The sequence below is a fragment of the Pseudomonas khavaziana genome, assembly GCF_019145205.1.
Taxonomy (GTDB): domain Bacteria; phylum Pseudomonadota; class Gammaproteobacteria; order Pseudomonadales; family Pseudomonadaceae; genus Aquipseudomonas; species Aquipseudomonas khavaziana.
Window position 1 is genome coordinate 16,341 of sequence record NZ_JAHSTT010000014.1, and the last position, 25,307, is coordinate 41,647.

Annotated in this window: 27 protein-coding genes and 1 pseudogene; 15 read left to right on the top strand and 13 right to left on the bottom strand. The window is 60.0% G+C overall.

Annotated elements, in window-relative coordinates; translation table 11 throughout:
* The first annotated feature begins 590 nt into the window (after positions 1–590).
* Entirely contained in the window at positions 591–872 is a 282-nt protein-coding gene (locus tag KVH01_RS24715; protein WP_217883238.1) for a GNAT family N-acetyltransferase, read from the top strand.
* A gap of 77 nt (positions 873–949) precedes the next feature.
* Here KVH01_RS24715 and KVH01_RS24720 read toward each other — a convergent pair whose 3' ends face one another.
* Positions 950–2,026, bottom strand: a complete 1,077-nt coding sequence (locus tag KVH01_RS24720) for a 3-deoxy-7-phosphoheptulonate synthase (protein WP_217883239.1) — start codon at positions 2,024–2,026, stop codon at positions 950–952.
* Between the two features lie 130 nt (positions 2,027–2,156).
* Complete coding sequence (locus KVH01_RS24725) at positions 2,157–2,591, bottom strand: PilZ domain-containing protein (protein ID WP_217883240.1); 435 nt, start codon at positions 2,589–2,591, stop codon at positions 2,157–2,159.
* On the opposite strand from KVH01_RS24725, the gene KVH01_RS24730 reads away from it, so the two are divergent.
* From KVH01_RS24730 to cysB, 5 genes are all read left to right on the top strand, one after another.
* Positions 2,590–2,976 (top strand): YbbN family protein, encoded by a 387-nt coding sequence (locus KVH01_RS24730; protein WP_217883241.1) that lies wholly within the window; start codon positions 2,590–2,592, stop codon positions 2,974–2,976. The genes KVH01_RS24725 and KVH01_RS24730 overlap by 2 nt on opposite strands.
* Positions 2,973–3,935 carry a putative 2-dehydropantoate 2-reductase gene (locus tag KVH01_RS24735; protein ID WP_217883242.1) on the top strand — a complete coding sequence of 321 codons (963 nt, stop codon included), beginning with the start codon at positions 2,973–2,975 and terminating at the stop codon, positions 3,933–3,935. Before KVH01_RS24730 ends, KVH01_RS24735 begins: the two co-directional genes overlap by 4 nt.
* Positions 3,936–3,949: 14 nt before the next feature.
* Positions 3,950–4,867, top strand: a complete 918-nt coding sequence (locus KVH01_RS24740; RefSeq protein WP_217883243.1) for a 5'-nucleotidase — start codon at positions 3,950–3,952, stop codon at positions 4,865–4,867.
* A gap of 48 nt (positions 4,868–4,915) precedes the next feature.
* Complete coding sequence (locus KVH01_RS24745; RefSeq protein WP_046071589.1) at positions 4,916–5,416, top strand: universal stress protein; 501 nt, start codon at positions 4,916–4,918, stop codon at positions 5,414–5,416.
* A gap of 104 nt (positions 5,417–5,520) precedes the next feature.
* Complete coding sequence (gene cysB / locus KVH01_RS24750) at positions 5,521–6,495, top strand: HTH-type transcriptional regulator CysB (protein ID WP_003189876.1); 975 nt, start codon at positions 5,521–5,523, stop codon at positions 6,493–6,495.
* Between the two features lie 117 nt (positions 6,496–6,612).
* Here the strand turns inward: cysB and KVH01_RS24755 are convergent, their stop codons facing one another.
* Together KVH01_RS24755 and KVH01_RS24760 are read right to left on the bottom strand one after the other, a co-directional pair.
* Entirely contained in the window at positions 6,613–7,095 is a 483-nt protein-coding gene (locus tag KVH01_RS24755) for a GreA/GreB family elongation factor (protein ID WP_217883244.1), read from the bottom strand.
* Positions 7,096–7,100: 5 nt separating this feature from the next.
* Entirely contained in the window at positions 7,101–7,469 is a 369-nt protein-coding gene (locus KVH01_RS24760) for a hypothetical protein (protein ID WP_217883245.1), read from the bottom strand.
* A 131-nt stretch (positions 7,470–7,600) separates the two neighbouring features.
* On the opposite strand from KVH01_RS24760, the gene earP reads away from it, so the two are divergent.
* Positions 7,601–8,734 (top strand): elongation factor P maturation arginine rhamnosyltransferase EarP, encoded by a 1,134-nt coding sequence (gene earP / locus KVH01_RS24765; protein WP_217883246.1) that lies wholly within the window; start codon positions 7,601–7,603, stop codon positions 8,732–8,734.
* A gap of 49 nt (positions 8,735–8,783) precedes the next feature.
* On the top strand, positions 8,784–9,356 hold the full coding sequence (locus KVH01_RS24770; protein WP_003172723.1) for an elongation factor P: 573 nt from the start codon (positions 8,784–8,786) through the stop codon (positions 9,354–9,356).
* Between the two features lie 65 nt (positions 9,357–9,421).
* Here the strand turns inward: KVH01_RS24770 and KVH01_RS24775 are convergent, their stop codons facing one another.
* From KVH01_RS24775 to KVH01_RS24785, 3 genes and pseudogenes are all read right to left on the bottom strand, one after another.
* Positions 9,422–9,841, bottom strand: coding sequence for an organic hydroperoxide resistance protein (locus KVH01_RS24775; RefSeq protein ID WP_034126737.1), 420 nt, complete (start codon positions 9,839–9,841; stop codon positions 9,422–9,424).
* 322 nt (positions 9,842–10,163) lie between these two features.
* Positions 10,164–10,615: pseudogene (locus KVH01_RS24780) on the bottom strand (MarR family winged helix-turn-helix transcriptional regulator).
* Between the two features lie 80 nt (positions 10,616–10,695).
* Entirely contained in the window at positions 10,696–11,646 is a 951-nt protein-coding gene (locus tag KVH01_RS24785; protein ID WP_217883247.1) for a LysR family transcriptional regulator, read from the bottom strand.
* A gap of 108 nt (positions 11,647–11,754) precedes the next feature.
* Here KVH01_RS24785 and KVH01_RS24790 point away from each other — a divergent pair, with 108 nt between their 5' ends.
* The gene (locus KVH01_RS24790) at positions 11,755–12,504 is read left to right on the top strand and encodes a sulfite exporter TauE/SafE family protein (protein WP_124411841.1); all 750 of its coding nucleotides are present in this window, start codon (positions 11,755–11,757) and stop codon (positions 12,502–12,504) included.
* On the opposite strand, the gene KVH01_RS24795 is transcribed toward KVH01_RS24790, so the two are convergent.
* The gene (locus KVH01_RS24795; protein WP_217883248.1) at positions 12,494–13,375 is read right to left on the bottom strand and encodes a LysR family transcriptional regulator; all 882 of its coding nucleotides are present in this window, start codon (positions 13,373–13,375) and stop codon (positions 12,494–12,496) included. The two genes, KVH01_RS24790 and KVH01_RS24795, sit on opposite strands and share 11 nt — an antisense overlap.
* A gap of 70 nt (positions 13,376–13,445) precedes the next feature.
* Here KVH01_RS24795 and KVH01_RS24800 point away from each other — a divergent pair, with 70 nt between their 5' ends.
* Together KVH01_RS24800 and KVH01_RS24805 are read left to right on the top strand one after the other, a co-directional pair.
* Positions 13,446–13,652 (top strand): DUF1127 domain-containing protein, encoded by a 207-nt coding sequence (locus KVH01_RS24800; protein WP_043050810.1) that lies wholly within the window; start codon positions 13,446–13,448, stop codon positions 13,650–13,652.
* Positions 13,653–13,697: 45 nt separating this feature from the next.
* The gene (locus tag KVH01_RS24805; RefSeq protein WP_217883249.1) at positions 13,698–14,909 is read left to right on the top strand and encodes a winged helix-turn-helix domain-containing protein; all 1,212 of its coding nucleotides are present in this window, start codon (positions 13,698–13,700) and stop codon (positions 14,907–14,909) included.
* 18 nt (positions 14,910–14,927) lie between these two features.
* Here KVH01_RS24805 and KVH01_RS24810 read toward each other — a convergent pair whose 3' ends face one another.
* On the bottom strand, positions 14,928–16,274 hold the full coding sequence (locus tag KVH01_RS24810; protein ID WP_217883250.1) for a class II 3-deoxy-7-phosphoheptulonate synthase: 1,347 nt from the start codon (positions 16,272–16,274) through the stop codon (positions 14,928–14,930).
* A gap of 123 nt (positions 16,275–16,397) precedes the next feature.
* Here KVH01_RS24810 and KVH01_RS24815 point away from each other — a divergent pair, with 123 nt between their 5' ends.
* The gene (locus KVH01_RS24815; RefSeq protein WP_217883251.1) at positions 16,398–17,153 is read left to right on the top strand and encodes a spermidine synthase; all 756 of its coding nucleotides are present in this window, start codon (positions 16,398–16,400) and stop codon (positions 17,151–17,153) included.
* A 529-nt stretch (positions 17,154–17,682) separates the two neighbouring features.
* On the opposite strand, the gene KVH01_RS24820 is transcribed toward KVH01_RS24815, so the two are convergent.
* Entirely contained in the window at positions 17,683–18,474 is a 792-nt protein-coding gene (locus KVH01_RS24820; RefSeq protein WP_217883252.1) for a crotonase/enoyl-CoA hydratase family protein, read from the bottom strand.
* A 410-nt stretch (positions 18,475–18,884) separates the two neighbouring features.
* Here KVH01_RS24820 and KVH01_RS24825 point away from each other — a divergent pair, with 410 nt between their 5' ends.
* Positions 18,885–20,558 carry a DEAD/DEAH box helicase gene (locus KVH01_RS24825; protein WP_043050461.1) on the top strand — a complete coding sequence of 558 codons (1,674 nt, stop codon included), beginning with the start codon at positions 18,885–18,887 and terminating at the stop codon, positions 20,556–20,558.
* Between the two features lie 82 nt (positions 20,559–20,640).
* Here KVH01_RS24825 and KVH01_RS24830 read toward each other — a convergent pair whose 3' ends face one another.
* On the bottom strand, positions 20,641–21,408 hold the full coding sequence (locus KVH01_RS24830; RefSeq protein WP_217883253.1) for a DODA-type extradiol aromatic ring-opening family dioxygenase: 768 nt from the start codon (positions 21,406–21,408) through the stop codon (positions 20,641–20,643).
* A 103-nt stretch (positions 21,409–21,511) separates the two neighbouring features.
* On the opposite strand from KVH01_RS24830, the gene KVH01_RS24835 reads away from it, so the two are divergent.
* Complete coding sequence (locus KVH01_RS24835) at positions 21,512–22,168, top strand: thiopurine S-methyltransferase (protein ID WP_217883254.1); 657 nt, start codon at positions 21,512–21,514, stop codon at positions 22,166–22,168.
* 54 nt (positions 22,169–22,222) lie between these two features.
* Here the strand turns inward: KVH01_RS24835 and htpX are convergent, their stop codons facing one another.
* Together htpX and KVH01_RS24845 are read right to left on the bottom strand one after the other, a co-directional pair.
* Entirely contained in the window at positions 22,223–23,110 is an 888-nt protein-coding gene (gene htpX, locus KVH01_RS24840; protein ID WP_043050458.1) for a protease HtpX, read from the bottom strand.
* A 303-nt stretch (positions 23,111–23,413) separates the two neighbouring features.
* Positions 23,414–24,625 (bottom strand): pyridoxal phosphate-dependent aminotransferase, encoded by a 1,212-nt coding sequence (locus KVH01_RS24845; RefSeq protein WP_217883255.1) that lies wholly within the window; start codon positions 24,623–24,625, stop codon positions 23,414–23,416.
* Positions 24,626–24,827: 202 nt separating this feature from the next.
* Between KVH01_RS24845 and msrB the strand changes: the two genes are divergently transcribed.
* Entirely contained in the window at positions 24,828–25,226 is a 399-nt protein-coding gene (msrB, locus tag KVH01_RS24850) for a peptide-methionine (R)-S-oxide reductase MsrB (RefSeq protein ID WP_043050456.1), read from the top strand.
* Positions 25,227–25,307 lie beyond the last annotated feature (81 nt).

Below are 25,307 nucleotides of genomic sequence, written 5' to 3' on the forward strand. Positions count from 1 at the left end.
AATTAGATGGCTACTGTCTCAGGGTGAGCTAATAGCCGGCGTACATACTACCCATTACTTGTAGTAAGTAAACTGACGTTGCGCAAGAAGCAAAAAAAAATCCTGCGCCGAATCTATTTTGGCTAATCTTTCGGAGACCTGTATAGAAACTGTCCAATTTTTTCTATCTCGACAGGTATTGGATCCCGGCTGAAAGGGCCGGCCCGCATGTGTGAAGCCTTGTAAACAGATGAGATTTTATATAACGAAGCGGGCACTTTCGTTCTGTGTGGCTTTACTCCGGCTGGCATCTTTTTGCCCATCTAGAGGTGACTTTAAGAGCGGTAGTTCGTCTCAAGGTTCAACTGCCGGCAATGTTCAGGCTATCGGTCACCGGTTGATCGATGCCCTTTCTATATCCACCCGGGGCAGGGAATGATGAGTGCGCCTTGAGCAATTGCAGGATTGGTGCCTACTATTCCCTATGTGCTGGTTGTGAGCGCTCACGGTTTTCTCGTTGTCGAAACCGGCACGGGGTGGCGTAGATGTTCCTTCGCCGGAAAAACATCGGTAAGGTAGGGGTCGCAATCTTAGACCCGCGAGGAGTAGTGATGAGCGAGGCGTTGTCCATCCACCATGACCAGGTTGGTCATCAGTTCGAGACCAATGTGGACGGTCATCGTGCCTATCTGACCTATATGGACCTCGGGAAGCAAACCCTGGATATCTATCGCACATTTGTGCCCAACGCGCTGCGGGGCCGAGGTATTGCGGCCGCGTTGACCGAGGCAGCTTTGAAGTTTGCCGAAGAGGCCGGCTACACGGTGATCCCGTCGTGCTCTTATGTAGAGCGCTATATGGAGCGTCATCAGCGTCATGCCGCGAAGCTGTAGCTGAGCCGTTGCCAATAGAAAACGCCGGGCTTAGCCCGGCGTTTTTGTGTATGCCTGATTCAGAACAAATGCGTGGTTCAGTTGCGTTTGCGCTTGGGCAGTACGTCTTTGAGCTTGGCGTGCATGCTGCGCAGGGTGGTTTCGGTGGCCGCCCAGTCGATGCAGGCATCGGTGATCGACACGCCGTACTGCAAGTCGGCCAGATTCTTTGGAATCGCCTGGCAACCCCAGTTCAAATGGCTCTCGACCATCAAGCCGATGATCGACTGGTTGCCTTCCAGGATCTGGTTGGCAACGTTTTCCATCACCAACGGCTGCAACGCCGGATCTTTGTTGGAGTTGGCGTGGCTGCAGTCGACCATGATGTTCGGCTTGATTTTGGCCTTGTTCAACGCCTGCTCGCACAGGGCAACGCTGACCGAATCATAGTTGGGCTTGCCATTGCCACCGCGCAATACCACGTGGCCGTAAGCATTGCCTTTGGTGGTGACGATGGAGACGCCACCTTCCTGGTTGATACCCAGGAAGCGGTGAGGGCTGGAGACCGATTGCAAGGCGTTGATCGCCACGGTCAGGCCTCCATCGGTGCCGTTCTTGAAGCCTACGGCCGAGGACAGGCCGGACGCCATTTCGCGGTGGGTCTGGGATTCGGTGGTGCGTGCGCCGATGGCCGACCAACTGATCAGGTCCTGCAGGTACTGCGGAGAAATCGGGTCCAGGGCTTCGGTTGCAGTGGGCAGGCCCATTTCGGCCAGGTCCAGCAGTAATTTACGACCGATATGCAAGCCATCCTGGATCTTGAACGAGTCATCCAGGTACGGGTCGTTGATCAAACCTTTCCAGCCGACAGTGGTGCGCGGCTTCTCGAAGTAAACGCGCATCACCAGGTATAAGGTGTCGGACACCTCCGCCGCCAGCACCTTGAGGCGCTCGGCGTATTCGTGGGCGGCCTTGAGGTCGTGGATCGAGCAGGGCCCGATCACGACGAAGAGGCGGTGGTCGGTGCCGTCGAGAATGTCACGGATGACTTCGCGGCCCTTGGTGACGGTCTGCAGGGCAGCGTCGCTCAGGGGAATTTCGCGCTTGAGCTGATCGGGAGTGATCAGGGTCTCGTTGGATTCGACGTTAAGGTCATTGATCGGTAAATCAGCCATCGTGTTACTCGCCAGGGTCACGGGTGCCGGCCGCCAGCCATCCCCGTGCGGCGGGCACAGCATGATTTGAATACAGGGGGAAGGAACCTTAGCGCGTTACACCGGCCCGCGACAATGGGCAAAGTCCGGTTTAATCCAGTGCTGGCTGCACAACCGCCTCATGGGAGAACTCGCCGGCGTGGCGCGATACCCAGTCGCGGGCCATGGCCTCAAGTTGCTGTGGCGTGAGCTCGGCGTCTTGGTGCGGGCGGCAATGACGTTCGATCTGGCACACTTGCTCACCCATCCGCGCACCGAACAGGGCGTGTTCATCGGCAAAGCAAATGCCGATGCGATAACCGTCTTCGACTTTGCGGCACCAGGCTACATAGCCTGGGTAACGGGCGCTGGGTCCCAGGGAGGGGATATGCAGGTCCACCGCCGTGCCGGGGCGCCAGGCCCGCGGCCAATTGCAGGCGACGCCGCCTCGGCCGATAGTGTGCAGGCGTTGGCGCGGCAGGGCAGGAGAGGGACGTTGGATCAACTCGACAGCGACATCATCAGGGTGAGGTAAAAAACGACCCATGTACACGGACTCCGAGCACCGTCCATTTGACGGCAGTGGCAGCAGTATAGTGAAGGAACTGGAATTGACCGACCTGGATATTGACCAGCAATTGCTGGGATTGCCAGGTATTTCGCTGGTAGTGTTCACCAGTGTCGGTTGTTCCAGTTGCCGCTGGGCACGCCAGCAAGTGCCGGGCTGGCGCTTGCCGGTGGACCGTGTGTGCTGGGTCGATGCCGGGCACAACGGCGGTGCAGTCGAACGCTACCAGATCTTTCATTTGCCGGCGTTGTTCCTGGTGTGCGAGGGTCAGTTCCTCGGGCAATTACAGACACATCTTACAGCATCCGACCTCGCCGAATGCGTAAACCAGGCGCTTACCCGCCTACCAGAGGATTTGCCATGACAGCAGTTGCGTCCCCGTCGCCACGTATTGGCATCATCGGCACCGGTGCCATTGGTGGTTTCTACGGATTGATGCTGGCGCGTGCCGGTTTCGATGTGCATTTCCTGTTGCGCAGCGAATACGCAGCGGTCAGTGAGCATGGCCTGCACCTCAACAGCACGGTGCATGGCCACCTGCATCTGCACCCGGTACAGGCCTATGCCAGTGCCGCCGACATGCCGCCGTGCGACTGGTTGCTGGTCGGTACCAAGTCCACCGGCAACGTCGACCTGGCCCCGACCATCGCCCAGGCCGCGGCACCGGGTGCCAAGGTGGTGCTGTTGCAAAACGGCCTCGATGTGGAGGACAGCCTGCGTGAACACCTGCCGCCGTCGCTGCACCTGCTGGGCGGGCTGTGCTACATCGGTGTGCACCGCTCCGCCGCCGGGGTGGTCGAGCATCAGGCGCTGGGCCGGGTCAACCTGGGTTATCACAGCGGTACGGCCGCCAATGATGAGGCGCAGCAAAAGGCAATTGTCGAAGCCGGTGCCGGACTGTTCCACCACGCCGGGATCGAGTCGCAGGCCATGGCCAATGTGCATCAAGCGCGCTGGCATAAACTGGTTTGGAACGTGCCTTATAACGGCCTTTCGGTCTTGCTGGGCACGGGCACCACGGCCATGATGGCCGACGAGTCCAGCCGTGAATTGATCCAGGCGCTGATGGCCGAGGTGGTGCAGGGCGCCCGCGCCTGCGGCCATGAGATTCCTTCCAGCTATGCGGGGCAGATGTTCGCCATGACCGAAACCATGGACGACTATCTGCCCAGCATGTACCACGACTATGTGCACAAGCGCCCGTTGGAGTTGGCGGCTATCTATGCCCGCCCCTTGGCCGCTGCCAGGGCGGCCGGTTGCGAACTGCCGCGTATGCAGGCGTTGTACCAGGCCTTGAGTTTTATGGATCGGCACAACCGCTGATTGGGGGACACACCATGGCAAAGGGATTGGGTGACAAGCTGGTGCTGGCGATTTCTTCGCGGGCACTGTTCGACCTGAGCGACAGCCACAAGGTGTACCTGGCCGAAGGGGTGGAGGCTTACCGCAAGTACCAGATCGAGCACGAGGAAGAAACCCTTGAGCCGGGTGACGCTTTCCCGCTGGTCAAGAAGCTGCTGAGCCTCAACGTCAGCCTGGGCCGGGCCCGGGTCGAGGTGGTGCTGGTGTCGCGCAACAGTGCCGATACCGGCCTGCGGGTGTTCAACTCGATCCAGCATTACGGGCTGGATATTTCCCGCGCCGCTTTCGTAGGAGGGCGTAGTCCCTACCCATACCTGGCCGCCTTTGGTTGTCATCTGTTTCTTTCGACCCATGCGGAAGATGTGCGCAGCGCACTCGACGCCGGCTTTGCGGCGGCAACGATTCTGTCCGGTGGTGCGCGTCGGGCATCGAGTGAAGAATTGCGCATCGCATTCGACGGCGATGCGGTGTTGTTTTCCGACGAGTCCGAACGCGTTTATCAGGCCGGTGGGCTGGTCGCTTTTCAGGCCAGTGAGCGCGAGTCGGCGCGCCAGCCTTTGCACGGTGGCCCGTTCAAGGGCTTCCTGGCGGCGCTTAACTTGTTGCAGCGCGAGTTTGCCGATGACGCCTGTCCGATTCGCACGGCGCTGGTCACCGCCCGTTCGGCACCGTCCCATGAACGGGTGATTCGTACGTTGCGCGAATGGGATATCCGCCTGGACGAGTCGCTGTTCCTCGGTGGCCTGGAAAAGTCCGCGTTCCTGGAAGCCTTTGCCGCCGATGTATTTTTCGATGACCAGGCCGGTCATTGTGAGAAGGCCAGGGAGGTGGTCGCCACCGGGCACGTGCCCCATGGCATCAGTAATGAGTTGAAAATCCAGACCCAGAGCTAGCTGCTAAGCTCATTCAATCCCCGCCATCCTGGCAGTCCAGGAGGTTTTATGATTCGTTCGATGCTGTATGCCACGGACCTGGGTCTGTATGCACCGTATGTGATGCAACATGCACTGGCGCTGGCGCGGACGTTCAAGGCTGACCTCTACGTGATCCACGTGGTCGAGCCCATCGGGCTGTTCGCCGAATCGGTGTTACAGAGCTACCTTGATGAGAAGGCCCTGAGTGAATGGCAGAGCCGGGGGTTGAGCACGGTCATGGCGACGATTGAACAACGTGTGCTGGACAGCTTTCGCGAGGAGTTGGGGGAGGGCGAGCAGGACTTGCAATTGATTCGCTCGGTCAGGGTGATCCAGGGGGACCCCTGCGAGGTGATTCTCGACCAGATGCGAAAACTGTCCGTCGACTTGCTGATCGTAGGTAGTCACAGCCAGGCAACCAGGGTGACCGTGCCCCTTGGGCGCACCGCTGCACGGGTATTGCAGCTGTCCCCGGTGCCGGTCTACCTGGTGCCGTCGCTGCAACATCGGCGCAGTGAGGATAGTTGACCGGTAGAAAAGGATAAAAAGTTCTAGATTTATCCGTCTGACCTTTAATATAGTTATATATCGTCGCTGATACCCGTGGCGTCTATCTGCTTTGAGGGATTGATATGAAGCTTCAACAACTGCGCTACATCTGGGAAGTGGCGCACCACGACCTCAACGTTTCCGCTACCGCTCAAAGCCTCTACACCTCGCAACCCGGTATCAGCAAGCAGATCCGCCTGCTCGAAGACGAGCTGGGCGTCGAAGTGTTCGCCCGCAGCGGCAAGCACCTGACCCGTGTCACCCCGGCCGGCGAGCGCATCATCACTACCGCCGGCGAAATCCTGCGTAAAGTCGAGAGCATCAAGCAGATTGCCCAGGAATTCTCCAACGAGAAGAAAGGCACCCTGTCGATCGCCACCACCCACACCCAGGCGCGCTATGCATTGCCGCCGGTAATCCGTGATTTCATCAAGCAATACCCCGATGTGGCCCTGCACATGCATCAGGGGTCGCCGATGCAGATCGCCGAGATGGCCGCTGATGGCACTGTCGATTTCGCCATCGCCACCGAAGCCCTGGAACTGTTCGGCGACCTGGTAATGATGCCGTGCTACCGCTGGAACCGCTGCGTGGTCGTGCCTCAAGGTCACCCGTTGGCGAAGCTGCCGAAGCTGACCCTGGAAGCCCTGGCTGAATACCCTATCGTGACCTACGTGTTCGGCTTTACCGGCCGTTCCAAGCTCGATGAAGCCTTCAGTCACCGTGGCCTTACGCCAAAGGTGGTGTTCACTGCCGCCGATGCCGACGTGATCAAGACCTATGTACGCCTGGGCCTGGGTGTGGGCATCGTCGCCAAGATGGCGGTCGACACCAACCTCGACAAAGACCTGGTGGTGCTGGATGCCAGCGAACTGTTCGAGTCCAGCGTAACCAAGATCGGTTTCCGCCGTGGCACCTTCCTGCGCGGATTCATGTGCGATTTCATCGAGAAATTCGCCCCCCACCTGACCCGCGAAGTCATGGCCAAGGCGATCCAGTGCCACAACAAGCAAGAGCTGGAAGAGCTCTTCGACGGCGTCGAGCTGCCGGTTCACTGATCACGCTTGCCCCTGTAGGAGCGAGCTTGCTCGCGAAAATCGCCAACGATAATGCGGGGCGCCAGGGTTGACGTGGTGCCCATGCGTTCTTCGCGAGAAAGCTCGCTCCTACAGGCGTTATTTGGCCTCCTTAACCGTAAAGCCCTGCCGGGCGCCTGCCACCAGAATCTGTACCTCATCCCCTTCAAACTTTCCCAGCAGGCTTTTGCCCAAGGGCGAACGCGGGGTGATGACGGTCACCGGTTGCCCGACCACAGCGACTTTCAAGCCTGCGGCGTCCGGCGCCAGGAACAGCCATTGCTGGCGGCCATTCTCGTCTTCCAGGCCCAGCAGTGTGCCAATCTCTATACCTCGCTGATCATCGAAAGCACGTAGCTGCAGGTTCTGGCACAGCGCCAGCGACTGCTTGATTTCCTCGACCCGCTTGGCCTGCCCGGCCGCCAGGTAAGACGCCTCCAGCCCCAGGGTGTCGTATTTGTTTTCGGCGATGTTTTCTTCGTGAGTCGCGGTTTCGTAGGCAGTCTGCGCGGCACGTTGGGCGATATCGAGGTCGACGGCGAGTTTTTCCAGGATCAACTGGAGGACGGCGTGTTTATTCATGGTCTTCAATCGCAGAATTGCAGGACATTGGCCCGAGACTTTTCATTGGGGGCGTTCCGGTCCTGTTGCAGCCAGAACTGGCATTTGGGGTTGGACAGGTTGCGCGCATTATTCCGGGCCTGGTCCAAGGCCTGCTGCTGTTCCTGCTTTTGCAGGTTCTGCTGGTATTGCTCGAACATGCGGTTCGGCGGCTCCGGCACAGCGGCGGCCGGCTTGCCCAGCTGCTCAACCGCCTGGGCCACGGGTGCCAGGCTTTGGGGGAACAGGTAGCGAGACGCCAGCCAAGTGGTCAGCGCAATGGCGATAAACCCCAGCCACAGGCCTGCTGCAATGGCGAGACAGAGCTTGAACAGCGACAACGGACGGTCCGACATAATCGCCTCCTGGCGGGGTTTAACGGCGTGACGGCGATTGTCGCACAGCCGCCACGCAGAAAATTGCGAACAAGCCTTCTGCATCGGTGCATTTATGCGGACAATCGAGTCTTTGATCGATGGAGCCCGGAATGAAAGCCCGCTGGGATATTTTTTGCAGCGTCGTCGACAACTACGGCGACATCGGCGTGACCTGGCGCCTGGCCCGTCAGTTGGTAGTGGAACATGGCTGTGAAGTGCGTTTGTGGGTCGATGACTTGCGGGCTTTCGAGCGCATGTGTCCGCAGATTGATGTGCAGGTGAGCCAGCAGTGGCAGGACGGTGTCGAAGTGCGCCACTGGCCGGCGCAATGGCCAGGTGCGCAATCAGCCGATGTGGTGATTGCCGCGTTCGCTTGTCAACTGCCGCCGGAGTACATGGAGCGCATGGCCGAGCGAGAACACCCGCCGTTGTGGATGAACCTGGACTATCTCAGCGCCGAAGACTGGGTGGTGGGCTGTCACCGTTTGCCTTCGGTGAAGTTCAAGGGGGTGCAGAAGTACTTTTTCTTTCCCGGCTTTCGCCCGGGCACCGGCGGCCTGTTGCGTGAAGCCGGGTTATTGGAGCGGCGCCAGGCTTTTCAGCTAGATGAGGTTGCGCAGCGACAATTCCTGCAAACCCTAGGAGTGGCTCCGGCGGCCGATGCACGACTGATGTCGCTGTTCGCCTATGAGAACCCCGGGTTGGCCGGCTGGTTGGACGTGCTTGCAGCAGACGGGCGCGCGACTCACTTACTGGTGCCGGAAGGACGCATCCTGGCGGATGTGCAGCGCTGGCTGGGGGTGGGCAGCTTGTCGGCGGGCGACATCCAGGTGCGTGGCGCGCTGACGGTGCAGGTCATTGCCTTCGTACGTCAGGAGCAATACGACCGGTTGCTCTGGTGTTGCGCGTTCAACGCGGTGCGCGGCGAGGACTCGTTCGTGCGCGCTCAGTGGGCGGGGAGGCCGTTGCTATGGCATATCTATCGCCAGGACGAAGACATCCACCTCGACAAGCTTGATGCCTTCCTGGCGCTGTACACCGCCGCACTGTCGCCGGCCGCCAAAGCGGCTGTCATCGCGCTTTGGCAAGCCTGGAACACCGAGGGCGATATGGCGCAGGCCTGGAAAATACTCCTGGAACATTGGCCCGAGGTAAATGAGCACGCCGTGAACTGGTGTCTGGAACAAGGCTTGCAGGCCGATCTTGCGACGGCGCTGGTACAGTTTTATGAAAGTTGGATATGATACGCCACCTTGATTTTTGTAAATCCCATCCAAATTTCGGATATATGCAATGAAAACTGGTAAAGAACTGAAACCCGGTACAGTGATCCGTCTCGAAAACGACCCTTGGCTGGTTCAGAAAGCTGAGTTCACCAAGTCTGGTCGTAACAGCGCAATCATGAAGACCAAGCTGAAGAACCTGCTGACCGGTTACAAGACCGAGATCGTCTACAGCGCCGATGACAAACTGGACGACGTAATCCTCGACCGCAAGGAAGCGACGCTGTCCTTCATCAGCGGCGACACCTACACGTTCATGGACACCACTGACTACACCATGTACGAGCTGAACGCTGAAGATATCGAAGCCGTTCTGCCGTTCATCGAAGAAGGCATGGAAGACGTCTGCGAAGCTATTTTCTTCGAAGAGCGCCTGGTTTCCGTAGAGCTGCCGACCACTATCGTGCGTAAGGTTGCCTACACCGAAGGTTCCGCTCGCGGCGACACTTCGGGCAAAGTGATGAAGCCTGCCAAGCTGAGCAACGGTACCGAACTGCAAGTAGCCGATTTCATCGAAATCGACGACCTGATCGAGATCGACACCCGCGAAGGTGGTTCGTACAAAGGTCGCGCCAAGAAGTAATTCTGGCCCCACCGATACGAAAAAAGCCCGACCTTGAGTCGGGCTTTTTTGTGGCCGCCGGTTTATCAGACCGTCACATGCAGGCGCACATCCACATTGCCACGGGTGGCGTTGGAATACGGGCAGACTTGGTGGGCGGCATCGACCAGGCTCTGTGCGTCATCCTGGGCCAGGCCCGGCAGGCTGACGTGCAGGTCGATATCCAGGCCAAAACCGCCGGGGATCTGGCCGATGCCGACATGAGCGGTGATCGAGGCATCGTCCGGGATTTTGCGTTTTGTCTGGCTGGCAACAAATTTCAGCGCGCCGATAAAGCAGGCGGAGTAGCCGGCCGCGAACAGTTGCTCCGGGTTGGTGGCCTGGCCACCGGCACCGCCCAATTCCTTGGGGGTAGAGAGTTTGACGTCGAGGATGTTATCGCTGGAAACAGCGCGACCATCACGGCCACCAGTGGCGGTGGCTACTGCGGTATAGAGCGTTTGCATGGGGCGTTCCTCTTGGGTTGTCGTGCTAAATATTTGCGCGCTAAGTAGTTGGCGAAACCAATGTATAGCGCTAATGTTTAGCGCGCAATATAAATGTATAAATATTTTTTCGAGGATGGCGAGAAAAAATGTGGGAGGAGGTGGGCCCTAATGCCAGTCAGTTAAGCTTACATCGCCCTCTGTAGGAGCGAGCTTGCTCGCGAAAAACGTTAACGATAACGCGTGCTTCCTGAATGAATGCGGCGCCTGTGAGTTTTTCGCGAGCAAGCTCGCTCCTACAAAAAGCCTTGGCTGACTGGCATTAAGGCAAGCCCCTCCCGCTTTAGACAGCGCTCTGCAGGTTGCCGCGCAGCGCGATCGTGCCGAGCTTGCGCTATGCATTTGCGCAAGCTGCATCCCGCTGGCGCCCAGGATGCAGTGGGGAACATCCTTGGCCTTGCTCTGCAACGCGCGGCCGGCGTCGGTCAGTTCCACAACTACCACCCGCTCATCCTCGCGGCTGCGGGTGCGGCTGAGCAGGCCTTCGGCTTCCAGGCGCTTGAGCAGCGGCGTCAGTGAGCCAGGATCCGTCAGCAGGCGGCTGCTGATTTCGCCGACAGTCAATCCGTCCTCTTCCCACAGCACCATCATGGCCAGGTATTGCGGGTAGGTTAGCCCGAGGGCTTGGAGCAGGGGCTTGTAGACCTTGGTCATCAACAGCGAAGTGGAGTGCAGGGCGAAGCACAGCTGGTTATCCAGCAGCAGCGATTCGCAGGGGGCTGGGTTTTTGCTCATGGTGGTGCCTCGAAAAAGCATGTCTGCACTTGAATCTAGCGGGCGAATCTTTAATGCGCCAGGTAATTCTGCCCGGATGGTCAGACTAGCCCGCTTTGCAACGCCAGATCCCAGGGCGGCACCGGGCTGAAACGGGATTTGAGGTATTCGAGCAATAACCGGCTACGTGCGTTGGGCTGCTGTTCGAGGCGCAGCGCGTAAATGCCGGCGGTTTCCGGGCTGGGCAAGCCGTTTTCACAAAACAGCGGCAACAGCTCGCCACGCACCAGGTATTCACTGGCCAGCCAGGTCGGCAGGTGCGCGATGCCCAGCCCGGCCAGTGCGCCCGAAAGCAGCGCCTCGGCGTTATTGGCGCTCATGCGGATGCGCCGGGGGCGATAGGTCGTGCGGCGCCCGTCCAGTTCAAAACGCCAGGCGAACATCGGCGCCAGGCCATCCCAATCGAGGCCGTCATGCTCGTTCAGTTCCCGAGGATGGGTGGGTGTGCCGCGGTTTTTCAGGTAGGCCGGGCTGGCGCAGGCAATGCGCACGATGCTCGCCAGGGGTGTAGCGATCCGGCGAGTGTCGACGATATGCCCGGCGCGCAGCACCAGGTCGACCTTGCCCAGGTGTGCGCCTTGCATATCGACAAAACTGTCGATCAAGTGCAGGTGCACATCCAGCCCTGGATACACGTTCAGGAAGTCCGCGATCACCGGCGCCAGGTGGCGGCGACCAAACGCTGCCGGTGCATCCAGCCGGATCAAGCCTTCCGGCGCATGGCTCAGGGACACCGCTTCGGCCCGCGCCAATTGCAGTTCACTGACAATCCGCCGCGCGCGTTCGGCAAAAGCCAGGCCGGCAGGTGTAGGCACCACCGCGTGGGTGCTGCGCTGGAACAGGCGGCTACCCACTGAACTTTCCAGGCTGTCGATTCGGCGGGCGACTGCGGAGGGCGTCAGTGGATGACGTCGTGCGGCAGCGGAAAAGCTAGCGGTTTCCATCACATCGAGAAACAGGCTCAGTTGATCGGTCAGCGTATTAGGGTTCATAGACGCGCGCTTGTGCGGGATCGGCATAGCCATTGTGCGTTGCTATGCGTTTCCGCGCCAGGGCCGACTGCGTAGCATGTCAGCCTTGGGATTGCGGAGTAACGAGCGGTGTTGGATTTAGTGATGTACCTGGTATTGGGTGCGGCTTTGGGCACCGTAGGTGGGCTGTTTGGCATCGGTGGCGGGCTGATAGCCATTCCGGTGCTCGGCGTGTTGTTCGGCCTGGACCAGCAAATAGCCCAGGGCACCGCGTTGGTCATGGTGGTACCCAATGTGATGCTCGCCCTGTGGCGTTATCACCAGCGTAATCGCATCGAGCTGCGCCACGCCTTGCCGCTTGGCGTGATGGGCTTTTGCTTTGCGTGGCTGGGGTCGATCTGGGCGGTGGGGCTGGATGCCGGGGCAATGCGCATCGGCTTTATTGTTTTCCTGGTGGCGTTGTCGGCCTACAACCTGCTGCGCATGTTTACCCGCAACGCGCCGCCAACGGCGCAGATGCGCTACTCCTGGCCCTGGCTGGGCGTGTTGGGCGCAGCGTCCGGCTCCATGGGTGGATTATTTGGGGTAGGGGGCGCGGTAGTCGCCACGCCAGTGCTCACCAGCGTGTTCGGCACCACTCAAGTGGTGGCCCAGGGTTTGTCGCTGGCCTTGGCGCTGCCCAGCACCGGCGTGACCCTGGTCACCTACGCCTGGCACCACGAGGTGGACTGGATGATCGGCCTGCCGCTGGCGGTGGGGGGCCTGCTCAGTATCAGCTGGGGCGTGAAAGTGGCCCATGCATTGCCGGAGCGGCTGTTGCGCGGGCTGTTTTGTGGCTTCCTGGTGGTGTGTGCGGTGATGCTGACGTTTAAAGTTTGAAGCCTTCGACGATGTACTCGGCCAGGCATTCGGTGATCGGTGACGTCATCTGTGGATTGCGCAGCAAGCGCAGGTTCATTGACGGCAACGGTGGAAAGCCTTCGTCGCTGCCCAGCACCCGCAGGTCCTCGGTGACCAGGCTTTCCATGCTGACCATCGCCGCCAGGCCAGCACTGACCACCGCCTGGATCGCCGCTCCGTTGGAGCTGTGGTAGGCCAGGCGGTAATCGCGTCCAGCTGCGTCCAGTGCTGCACGCGCCCAATGGGTGTACAGGCAGTCATCGCCGGAAATCGCCAGGGGCAGCGCGTCATGCTCATCCACGCAGAAGCACGGTGATGCTGCCCAGACCATGCGTTCAGTGCGCAGTAACTCGCCAATATCATTGCCTGGCTCGCGGCTGATCACGGTCAGCGCCAGGTCCCGCCGCTGCATCAGCACGGACGACGCTTCACAGTGCATCTCAATCTGAATCAGTGGGTAGGCTTTGGAAAACTGCTTCAGGATCCCCGGCAGGAAACGCATCACATAGTCATCTGGCGTACCAATGCGTACAAGCCCCACCATATGGGGCTCGCGCAGGGTATTGAACACTTCGCTGTGCAGCTTCAGGATGCGCCGCGCATACCCCAGCAGTACCTGGCCTTCGGGCGTAAGCCGTACCTGCCTTCCATCGCGCTCGAACAGCTTGCGCTGCAGTACATCTTCCTCCAGGCGCTTCATCTGCATGCTCACCGCCGATTGAGTGCGGTTGACCAGCTCGCCGGCGCGGGTAAAACCACCTTGGTCGGCGATGGCGACGAAGGTGCGCAGCACTTCGGTGTCGATGCTCGGGTAGCCAGACAATTGATCAATCTCAGAGATGTATTGCATAAGAAACATTCGTTGGATTGATCATAGCGCCAGGCCCACACTTTCGTCATCCCCACTGGAGGGCGAGAAGATGAAAGGTCAAAGAGGTTCTGTGTTGTTGCAAAAATGGCCGTTTACCGGCCTGTTTCATACGGTCGCACGTTGGCAGATGCTGCATCAGGAGCGCCAGTTGCTGGCGACCTTGAGCGATGATGCGCTCAAGGACATTGGGCTCAACCGTGCCGACATAGCGCAGGAAACCCATCGGCATTTCTGGGAAGACCCGCTGCGCAAATAAGCCAGGATGCAGTAGGGTAGAGGGCGAGTTTCCATGGAGAGCCCCATGCCCGCCGACCTGTCTTTTTCACTCAAGCAAGCTCGACGCATGGCGCTGGCCGCCCAGGGTTTTTCCGGGCGCCAGGCGCCTGCCCAGATAAAAGCCGCGCACCTCAATCGGCTCATCGACCGCCTGGGTGTCGTGCAGATCGACTCGGTCAACGCGCTGGTGCGTTCCCATTACCTGCCGTTGTTTTCCCGCCTGGGCCATTATTCCCCGTTGATCCTTGAACAAGCGGCCTGGAGCCTGGGCAGGCGGCGTTCGCTGTTCGAGTATTGGGGCCATGAGGCCTCGCTGTTGCCCATGACGTTGTACCCGCTGATGCGTTGGCGCATGGAGCGGGCCAGGCAGGGGCAGGGGATCTATGCGCAGATGGCGCGTTTCGGCCGTGAACAGCAGGCGACCATCCAGCGCGTGCTGCACACTGTCGAGCAGCAGGGCGCCCTGGGGGCGGGCAGTTTGTCGACTCGTGAGGAGCGCGCCGGGCCCTGGTGGGATTGGAGTGATGAAAAGCACGCCCTGGAATGGTTGTTCGCCGCCGGTTTGGTCACCGTCGCAGGGCGGCGGGGGTTTGAGCGACTGTATGATTTGCCGGAGCGTGTTATCCCCGGCGAGATTCTCCAAACCGTCATCACCGAGGCCCACGCTCAACGCGGCTTACTGCTGCATAGCGCAACGGCGTTGGGCGTCGCCACCGAGAAGGACCTGCGCGATTACTTCCGCCTCGACCCCGCCGACAGCCGCAAGCGCGTGGCCGAGTTGGTCGAGGATGGGCGGCTGCTGGCGTGCCAGGTGCAGGGCTGGAAACAACCGGCGTACTGCCTGCCGATGCCGAAGTTGCCACGCAAAGTCGCGGCCAGCGCCTTGCTGTCACCGTTCGATTCGTTGATCTGGGAGCGCAGCCGCACGGAGCGTTTGTTCAATTTCCGCTATCGACTGGAGATCTACACCCCACAGGACAAGCGGGTGTACGGTTACTACGTACTGCCGTTTTTGCACAATGAGCGGATCGCCGCCCGCGTCGACCTGCGGGCCGAGCGTGCCCATGGGCGCCTGGCGGTGCATGCGGTGCACGAGGAAGAGCCGGGCCTGGATGACGAAGGCATGTCGGCGCTGGCCTTGAACCTGCGCCAGATGGCCGACTGGCTGGGGCTGGAGCAGATCCAGCTCAATTGCCAGCGGCCCAGTGCCGCCCGGTTAAGGGCGGCACTGGTGTAGGCGCGAGCTGGCTCGCTCCTACCTTTTGACCTGCTTCAAGGTCTCGGCAATCAGGAACGCCAGCTCCAGCGACTGATCGGCGTTCATCCGCGGGTCGCAATGGGTGTGATAACGGTCCGACAGGCCGTCTTCGGTGATCGGCCGTGCGCCGCCGATGCATTCGGTGACGTTCTGTCCGGTCATCTCGATATGAATCCCGCCGGCATAGCTGCCTTCGGCCTGGTGCACCTGGAAGAACTCTTTCACCTCGCCGAGAATCTGCGCAAAGTCGCGAGTCTTGTAGCCGCTGCTGGCCTTGATGGTGTTGCCATGCATCGGGTCGGAGCTCCACAGCACCTGCTTACCCTCGCGCTGCACGGCGCGGATCAGGTTGGGCAAGTGGTCGCCGACCCTGCCCGCGCCCATGCGGGCGATCAGGTTGAGGCGGCCAGGGTCGTTGTCCGGGTTCAGGATGTCGATCAGGCGGATCAGGTCATCCGGGTTCATGCTCGGCCCGACCTTCACGCCGATCGGGTTGTTCACGCCACGCAGGAACTCGACATGGGCGCCGTCCAGTTGGCGAGTGCGGTCGCCGATCCAGAGCATATGGGCCGAGCAATCGTAGTAGTCGTTGGTCAGGCTATCGCGGCGCACGAAGGCTTGTTCAAAGTTGAGCAGCAATGCTTCGTGGGCAGTGAAGAAGCTGGTTTCGCGCAATTGCGGCGAGCTGTCCATGCCACAGGCACGCATGAAGGCCAGGGTCTCGTCGATGCGGTCGGCCAGTTGGCTGTACTTCTCGGCCAGGGCGGAGTTGGCGATAAAGTCCAGGTTCCACTTGTGTACCTGGTGCAGGTCGGCGAAACCACCCTGGGCAAAGGCGCGCAGCAGGTTGAGGGTTGCGGTGGACTGGTGGTAGGACTGCAGCAGGCGGTCCGGGTCCGGCACGCGGCTTTTTTCGTCGAAACCGATGCCGTTGACGATGTCGCCGCGGTAGGCGGGCAGGGTGATGCCGTCAATGGTTTCATCGTTGGCCGAGCGTGGCTTGGCGAATTGGCCGGCCATGCGTCCGACTTTCACCACCGGGCAGCCGGCGGCGAAGGTCATGACAATGGCCATCTGCAGCAGCACCTTGAAGGTGTCGCGGATTTTCGCGGCGGAAAACTCGGCAAAGCTCTCGGCGCAATCGCCGCCTTGCAGCAGGAATGCGCGCCCCTGAGTCACCTCGGCAAACTGACGGCGCAGCTCACGGGCTTCCCCGGCGAACACCAACGGCGGGTAGCTGGCCAGGCTCTGCTCCACTTGCAGCAAGTGCGCAGCGTCCGGGTACTGGGGTTGTTGCTGGATCGGCAAGGCACGCCAGCTGTCGGGGCTCCAGGGTTGGCTCATCGTGAACTCGTGTGGTGGGTGGATGTTCGGGCACCAATGTTAGCAGCAATTAGTGCGTGACCTGCTGCGGCCGCTGGCCGACAATCGCGCCTTTGTCGTGCGGTAAACCCTTTAGGAGTAGTGATGACCGAGGAGCGTGTCGAGCGCCTGCTGGCCGAAGTCCATGATGATTTCGGCATGATCCGTGTGCTTGAAGTGGCCGATTACCGCTTTCTCGAATTTGGCGACGCCATCGAGCAAAGCTGCGTGTTCACTGCCGACCCGAGCTGGCTGGAGTACGACTACACCCGCGCCATGTTGATCGGTGCGTTGTGCCATGAGCAACCTGAGAGCGCGTTGTTCCTTGGCCTGGGAGCTGGCACGCTGACCCAGGCGTGCCTTAAGTTCCTGGCGCTGGAAGATGTCGAGGCCATTGAACTGCGTCCTGATGTACCGCGCCTGGCGATTGAATATCTGGGGCTGGACGACGACCCGCGCCTGTACATCCGCATCGGTGACGCGCTGCAATTGCTCGATACCGCCGAGCCGGCCGACCTGATTTTCGTCGACCTGTATACCGATGTCGGCCCGGGCGTGGGCCATTTGGCCTGGACCTTTCTGGAAAACTGCCAGAAGAAGCTCAACCCTGGCGGCTGGCTGGTGATCAACCAGTGGGCAACCGATGATGGCAAGCCGTTGGGCGCGGCGTTGCTGCGTGGGTTGTATCACCGACACTATTGGGAGCTGCCGGTGAAAGAGGGCAATGTGATTCTTTTGGTGCCTTCGGAGCTGGACCAGGAGTTGGACCTGGAGGCGCTTTCGGCTCGTGCCGAAGCCTTGGCGCCGCGGTTGGGTTATTCGTTGCAGCCATTGATCAAGGCTATTCGGCCGGCAACCTAGTTGTCTGCTCTGGCGCCATCGGGGGCAGTCGAATCGTCGCACCGCCCCTCCCACATGTGTGCGCTTACACCCATTTGGAATGCAGTCAAATGTGGGAGGGGGCTTGCCCCCGATGGCGGCCTGACAGCCGACCAGGATGTTGGATCAGACTGAGTACATATCCGTTATTTGGGCAACGGCCACTTAGGGTTCCGCTTTTACAGCGGGTCACTTTTGGAAAAGAGCCCCAAAAGTAACCAAAAGGGCTCTTGCCCCACCACTCGGCACCTCGCTTTGGCTCGGTGTGCCCGTAATCCGCCATGGATTTGGGGGGCCGCCGCCACGCGCCATCCATGGCGCGGGGCGGCTAAACCGGCATCCCTGCCGGTTTACCCCCCAAATCCCTGTCGAATTCCGGCCAGCGTGGTTTAACGGGGCGCCTAAGATCAAGATCAAAAGCAGATCAAGATCAAGAGCGGCTCGCTGCGCATCGTGGTTACCGTTGACTGCTAAAAGTTGTGTAGATGCCGATGGCGTCGGTGCTGCCAACTCAGATGCCCTTGAACACCCCCGGCCGCTTCTCCACCATCGCCCGCACACCTTCCCTGGCGTCTTCGCTGTTAAGCAGTTTCTCCACCATCGGCGGCAACCCGACGGCGGCAATGGCTTCGCCCTCCATGCGCGCCTGGCGGGCCGACATCAACGTCGCTTGCACGCCGAGCGGCGCCTGGCGGGCGATTCGGTTGGCCAGCTCGATGGCGCGGGGCAGCAGGTCTTCGCTGGCCATCACCTCCTGCACCAAACCCAGGCGCAAGGCTTCATGGGCGTCGAACTCGTCGCCAGTGAGCAGCCAGCGCATTGCATTGCCCCAGCCGGCGATCTGATGAAAGCGCAATGTCGCGCCGCCAAACGGAAAAATCCCACGCTGCACTTCCATCTGCGCAAAGCGGGTATTACTCGCGCACAGATTGATATCCGCAGCGAGCATCAACTCGATACCGATGGTCAGGCAGTAGCCCTGGGCGGCGACGATCACCGGTTTACTGACCCTGGGGCCTGCGAAAACGCCCCACGGATCGCAACCTCCCAGCGGCGGTTGCCAGCCTCCTGCCATCACGCCGCTGACGTTGGCCAGATCCAGGCCGGCGGTGAAATGGTCGCCGTGGGCAAATACTACGGCGACCCGTGCTTCGTTATGTCGATCAAATTCGCCATAGGCCAGGCTCAGTTCATTGAGCAAGTCCAGGTCAAAGGCATTGCGCTTGGCGACTCGATCCAGGCCTAAAAGCAGGACGTGGCCCTGCAGTTCACGGCTGACACGGCTGCTGCTGGCTTGATTCATCGGGTTTGCCCTCGGGCGGGGAAAGGTTTCAGACCAATGGAAGGTGAACCGTTTAAGCGTCATCACCAACAGGGCCGGGCTTTTGAAAAATAGACCCTGGCACCGATATCTGCAAAAACCGTGACGCAGCGCGGTTTATCGGTGCCTGGCGATAAAAAAAGCTCCCTTTTTCAGCTATTTCCGGTATAGTGCGCGCCGGCCTTTAACCGGGCCGCGTTTAGGTAGCGCAATTCCCCGAAGTCAGCTTCGGCTGCACGTCCGCACAGCGGACTCTTCCTTGACGAATCTTTTTCATTCATTCGTTTTCGCAAATCCCCGCCGACAAAGCAGCCAGGGCGACTCTTGAGTCTCAACACGGCATGCGCAGCTTTGGAGCATGGGTCTTTGCGGATGCACTTAGAGGCAGACCCATGACCCAGGAAACCGGCGGCTTCGCCGCTTTTAATCTTAACCCGAACATTCTTGCTGCCGTCATCGCGACTGGCTACGAAGAACCTTCGGCTATTCAGCAGCAATCGATCCCGATCATCATGGCCGGCCAAGACATGATTGGCCAGGCGCAAACCGGTACCGGTAAAACCGCCGCGTTCGCCCTGCCTATCCTGCACTGCATCGATCCTGCCAAGCGCGAGCCGCAAGCCCTGATCCTGGCGCCAACCCGTGAGTTGGCGCTGCAAGTAGCAACCGCTTTCGAAACCTACGCCAAGCAAATGCCGGGCGTTACCGTTGTGGCCGTTTACGGCGGCGCGCCTATGGGCCCACAACTGAAAGCCATCCGCAATGGCGCACAGATCGTTGTCGCCACCCCTGGTCGCCTGTGCGACCACCTGCGTCGTGACGAGAAAGTGCTGTCGACCGTGAACCACCTGGTTCTGGACGAAGCCGACGAAATGTTGAAGCTGGGCTTCATGGATGACCTGGAAGTCATCTTCAAGGCGCTGCCTCCAACCCGTCAGACCGTACTGTTCTCGGCCACCCTGCCGCAGTCGATCCGTGCCATTGCCGAGCGCCATCTGCGCGATCCGCAACACGTGAAGATCCAGACCAAGACCCAGACCGTTACCGCGATCGAACAGGCTCACCTGTTGGTTCACGCCGACCAGAAGACCTCGGCTGTATTGAGCCTGCTGGAAGTCGAAGACTTCGACGCCCTGATCATGTTCGTGCGCACCAAGCAAGCGACCCTGGACCTGGCCAGTGCCCTGGAAGCCAAAGGCTACAAGGCCGCTGCGCTGAACGGTGACATTGCCCAGAACCAGCGTGAGCGCGTGATCGACTCCCTCAAGGATGGCCGCCTGGACATCGTTGTGGCGACCGACGTTGCTGCCCGTGGCCTTGACGTTCCACGTATCACCCACGTGTTCAACGTTGACATGCCGTACGATCCAGAGTCCTACGTTCACCGTATCGGCCGTACCGGCCGTGCGGGTCGCGAAGGTCGTGCTCTGTTGCTGGTGACTCCACGTGAGCGCCGCATGCTGCAGGTGATCGAGCGTGTAACCGGTCAGAAAGTTGCCGAGGTCCGCCTGCCGGATGCCCAGGCCGTTCTCGATGCCCGCATCAAGAAACTGACCAACAGCCTTGCACCCCTGGTGGCTGACGCTGAATCGACCCACGGCGACCTGCTGGACCGTCTGACCGCCGATATCGGTTGCACCCCACGTGCCTTGGCTGCAGCCCTGCTGCGCAAAGCCACAAACGGTCAGGCCCTGACCCTGGCCGCCATCGAGAAAGAGCGCCCACTGGTGCCGAACAGCGCGCCACGCGGTGATCGTCCAGAGCGTTCCGGCGACCGTCCGGACCGTGGTGATCGTGAGCGTCGCGCTCCGGTGCCATTGGCTGAAGGCCGTGCACGTTGCCGTACCGCGTTGGGTGCGCGTGATGGTATCGCTGCCAAAAACCTGCTGGGCGCTATCCTCAATGAGGGTGGCCTGGCGCGTGAAGCCATCGGTCGCATCCAGGTGCGTGACAGCTTCTCCCTGGTGGAGCTGCCGGAAGACGGCCTGGAAAAACTGCTGGCCAAGTTGAAAGACACTCGCGTTGCCGGTAAGCAGCTCAAGCTGCGTCGCTACCGCGAAGATTGATCCGCCCTTTGGCTGATTGATCGCAAATAAAAAATCCCCGACTGGTTCGGGGATTTTTTTTGCCTTGAATTACAGGTCTCATTCAGCCGAAGCGATAGATGTCCATGCCTAATGCCCCCATCGTGAACCCCTGATGCGCCAAACCAAACTGCCCACCTGCCGCCCGGGCAAAATACAGCGGCAGTAAATGCTCATCGCTGGGATGGCTGCGCACGGCATGGGGCGCCTGGCGCCGATAGTCATGCAGGGCGGTTTCGTCATCGGCCACAAGTTTGTCCACTACCCAGTCGCGAAACTCTTGCGCCCACGGTGTGATCGTCTCTGGCCCGGCGCGCCAGTCCAGCTCACCGAGGTTATGGGTGATGCTGCCGGAACCGATCAACAACACCCTTTGCTCGCGCAAGCTGCGAAGGGCGAGCCCGACCCGGGTTTGCAGGGCAGGGCCCATGCGGCTGGGCAACGAGACTTGCACCACCGGAATGTCGGCGGCTGGATACATCAGCGACAGGGGCACCCAGGTGCCGTGGTCGAAGGGCCGTTGGTTATCGATGCGTGCGTCCAGGCCGTCTGCTTGCAGCAGCTCGACAATGTCGCTCGCCAATCGTGGGTCACCCGGCGCAGGGTATTGCACGGCAAACAGTTCGCGAGGAAAGCCGCCAAAGTCATGCCAGGTTTCGGGCGCGGCGCCGCCACTGACCAGCAGTGCCTGGCTTTCCCAGTGCGCCGATACCACCACGATCGCCTGCGGCCGTGGCAGCTCGGCCGCCAGGCGCAGCAATGCAGGGCCGCTGGCACCGGGTTGTAGCGCCAGCATGGGCGAGCCGTGGGAGATAAACAGGCTGGGGAGCATAGGAAGCGTCCTGAAGGTTAATATCGAGCTATCTTTAATCGGAATGTTTATCTAGATCTAATATAAGTTTTAGTGTCTTTTGATCGATTTATCAGGAGGGTGCATGGACGCAAAAGTTTGGCAGGAACGCTGGGCCACCAATCAGATCGGTTTTCATCAGGTCGAGGTCAATCCCTACTTGCAGCAGCATTGGTCAACGTTGGCCTTGGCCGCGGGCTCGAAAGTCTTCGTGCCATTGTGTGGCAAAAGTCTGGACATGATGTGGCTGGCGGGGCGTGGGCATCGTGTGATGGGTGTGGAGGTGTCGGAGCAGGCGGTGAAGGCCTTCTTCAGCGAGCAGGCGCTTACGCCGCAGGTCGATCAAAGAGGCGCGTTCAAGGTGTATCAGGCGGGCCTGATCGAAGTGTGGTGTGGTGATTACTTTGCCCTTGACGCAGGGGCCGTGGCCGACTGCAAGGCGCTGTATGATCGTGCGGCACTGATTGCCTTGCCACAGCAGATGCGGCCGCAATACACCGAGCATCTCAACACCCTGCTGGCCCGTGGCTGTGAGGGCCTGCTGATCGTTGTCGACTACGACCAAGCACAAAGGGCTGGCCCACCTTTTTCTGTCCCGGACGAGGAAGTGCGGTCGCTGCTGGGCTCGCACTGGAGTGTGGTCACGTTGCAAGAGCAGGACATTCTGAGTCAGAGCCGCAAATTCATGGCGGACGGCGTCACCCGTCTTGAGGAGCGCGTTTATCGGCTGACCAAGAGGTAAATCGCGGCCACGAAAAAGGGGCGATCAATCGCCCCTTTTCGTATGACCGGGTTGTCAGCCCCGACGACGCAGTGCGTCGATCCGCTCTTCCAGCGGCGGGTGGCTCATGAACAGGCGAGCCATGCCCTGCTTGATGCCACCGTTGATGCCAAAGGCGGTCAGGCTGTCCGGCATGTGCACCGGTAGCCCCTGTTCGGAGCGCAAGTGTTGCAGCGCTGCGATCATCGCCCCGGTGCCGGCCAGGCGGGCACCGGCTTCGTCTGCGCGGAACTCGCGTTTGCGCGAGAACCACATGGTGATTGCGCTGGCCAGGAAGCCCAGTACCAGTTCAGCGAAGATAGTCGCCACGAAGTAGGCGATGCCACGGCCTTCTTCGTTCTTGAAAATTACCTTGTCGACAAAGTTGCCGATGATACGCGCGAAGAACATCACGAAGGTGTTCACCACACCTTGCACCAGCGCCAGCGTCACCATGTCGCCGTTGGCCACGTGGCCGATCTCGTGGGCCAGTACGGCTTTCACCTCGTCATACGAGAAGCGTTCGAGCATGCCCTGGCTGACGGCAACGAGCGCGTCGTTCTTGTTCCAGCCAGTGGCAAAGGCATTGGCTTCATAGGCCGGGAAGATCCCGACCTCGGGCATCTTGATACCCGCTTCGCGGGACAGCTGCTCGACGGTCTGCAGCAACCATTGCTCATGCCGGGTGCGTGGCTGGGTGATGACCTGGGTGCTGGTACTCATCTTCGCCATCCATTTGGAGATGAACAGCGAAAACAGTGAGCCGGCGAAACCAAAGACCGCACAGAAGACCAGCAGCTGATTGAGGTTCAGGTCAACCCCGTTGGCCGCCATGAACCCGTTGAAGCCGAAAAGGCTCAGGGTGATGCTGGCAATCAGCACGACCGCCAGGTTAGTGGCCAAGAACAGCAGGATGCGCATCATGGTTGTAGGGTTCTCCTCATGCTTAATATGTCGCGTACTGCGGGGTATATAAGGTGCGGCATGGGGTGATTCAACCGAGCGACTATTTCAAACTGTGTCCTACAGCTTGAATGTAGAGGCTTGAAGGGATTTTCCGACCTGTATTGTCAGCCATGGCCGACACGAGTTTGCCTTGCCGCCCCGTGATTATAGGGGGTACGCCGTGGACGGGGGGCAAGTGAAATAACACAACACGTAAGCGACAAAGAAGTGTTGCAGATAATCGCTGTGCGACCCGAAGTGGGCCGCACAGCGTCAATTCCCTTACTGGCGATAGGACTTAAGGAAGTTGCCGATGCGACCAATCGCCATCTCCAGGTCATCCACCCGCGGCAACGTCACCACGCGGAAGTGATCCGGCCACGGCCAGTTGAACGCGGTGCCCTGGACCACCAACAGCTTTTCCGACAGCAGCAGGTCGAGCACGAACTTTTCGTCGTTGAAGATCGGGCACACTTTTGGATCAATCCGCGGAAACGCATACAACGCCCCCATGGGCTTCACGCAGCTGACGCCCGGGATTGCGTTGAGCAGCTCCCAGGTGCGATTGCGCTGCTCCAGCAGGCGCCCCTGGGGCAGGATCAGGTCGTTGATGCTCTGGTAGCCACCGAGGGCGGTCTGGATGGCGTGTTGGCTCGGTACGTTGGCGCACAGGCGCATGTTGGCCAGCATGTCTATGCCTTCGATATAGCTCTGAGCGTTGTGCTTGGGGCCGGAGATGGCAATCCAGCCGGAGCGGAAACCCGCCACGCGGTAAGACTTGGACAGGCCATTGAAGGTCAGGCACAACAGGTCCGGGGCCAGGGACGCGGTGCATATGTGCACTGCGTCATCGTAGAGGATCTTGTCGTAGATCTCGTCGGAGAACACCACCAGGTTGTGCTGGCGTGCGAGTTCGAGCATGCCCAGCAGCACTTCCCTGGAGTACACCGCGCCGGTGGGGTTGTTCGGGTTGATGATCACCAGGGCTTTGGTGTTCGGGGTGATCTTGGACTTGATGTCGGCCAGGTCCGGAAACCAGTCGGCACCTTCATCACACAGGTAGTGCACCGGGTGGCCGCCAGCCAGGGTCACGGCAGCGGTCCACAGTGGGTAATCCGGTGCCGGCACCAGCACTTCGTCGCCATTGTTGAGCAGCGCCTGCATCGACATCACGATCAGCTCGGACACGCCATTACCCAGGTAGATGTCCTCGATACCGACACCTTCAACCTGCTTTTGCTGGTAGTACTGCATCACCGCCTTGCGCGCACTGAACAGGCCCTTGGAATCACTGTAGCCCTGGGCCGTCGGCAGGTTGCGAATCACATCCTGGAGGATTTCGTCCGGCGCTTCGAAACCAAACGGCGCCGGGTTGCCAATGTTCAGCTTGAGGATGCGATGACCTTCCTCTTCCAGGCGCTTGGCGTGCTTGAGCACCGGGCCGCGAATGTCGTAGCAGACGTTGGCGAGCTTGTTCGATTTGCTGACCTGCATGGCGATGTGATCCTGAAAATGAACGATCCAGACGGCGCAGGCACTACCCTGGGGTGAATCCTGCGCGGTTCGCACCCATAAATACGTTTGAATGCCGGAGGCGCGGGTGCCAGACTGGCGTTTTGAAGTGGCGCAATCATACGTGCCGCCTGATCCATGGAAAAGACACAGATCAGGGTTTTTCAGTTGCCGAGGTGTACCAATGGAAAAGTTGCAGAAAACCGTTGATGAATGGAAAGCCATGCTTGATCCCGAACAGTACAACGTGTGCCGCCTCAAGGGCACCGAGCGACCGTTCAGCGGCAAGTACAACGCCACCAAGACCGATGGCGTTTACCACTGCATCTGTTGCAACGAGCCACTGTTCGATTCCAGGGCCAAGTTTGACTCCGGCTGCGGCTGGCCCAGCTTCTACGAGCCGATTGCCGACAGCGCGATGATCGAGATCCGCGACGTCAGTCACGGCATGATCCGTACTGAGGTCACCTGCGCCAAGTGCGACGCACACCTGGGGCATGTGTTCCCAGACGGCCCGCCGCCGACCGGGCTACGCTATTGCATCAACTCGGTGTGCCTGGACCTGGTGCCGCGCCAGGCTTGAAGCTGTAAACAGGCCTACACGGAACACTGTAGGAGCGAGCTTGCTCGCGAAAAACGTCAACGATAACGCATGCTTCCTGAA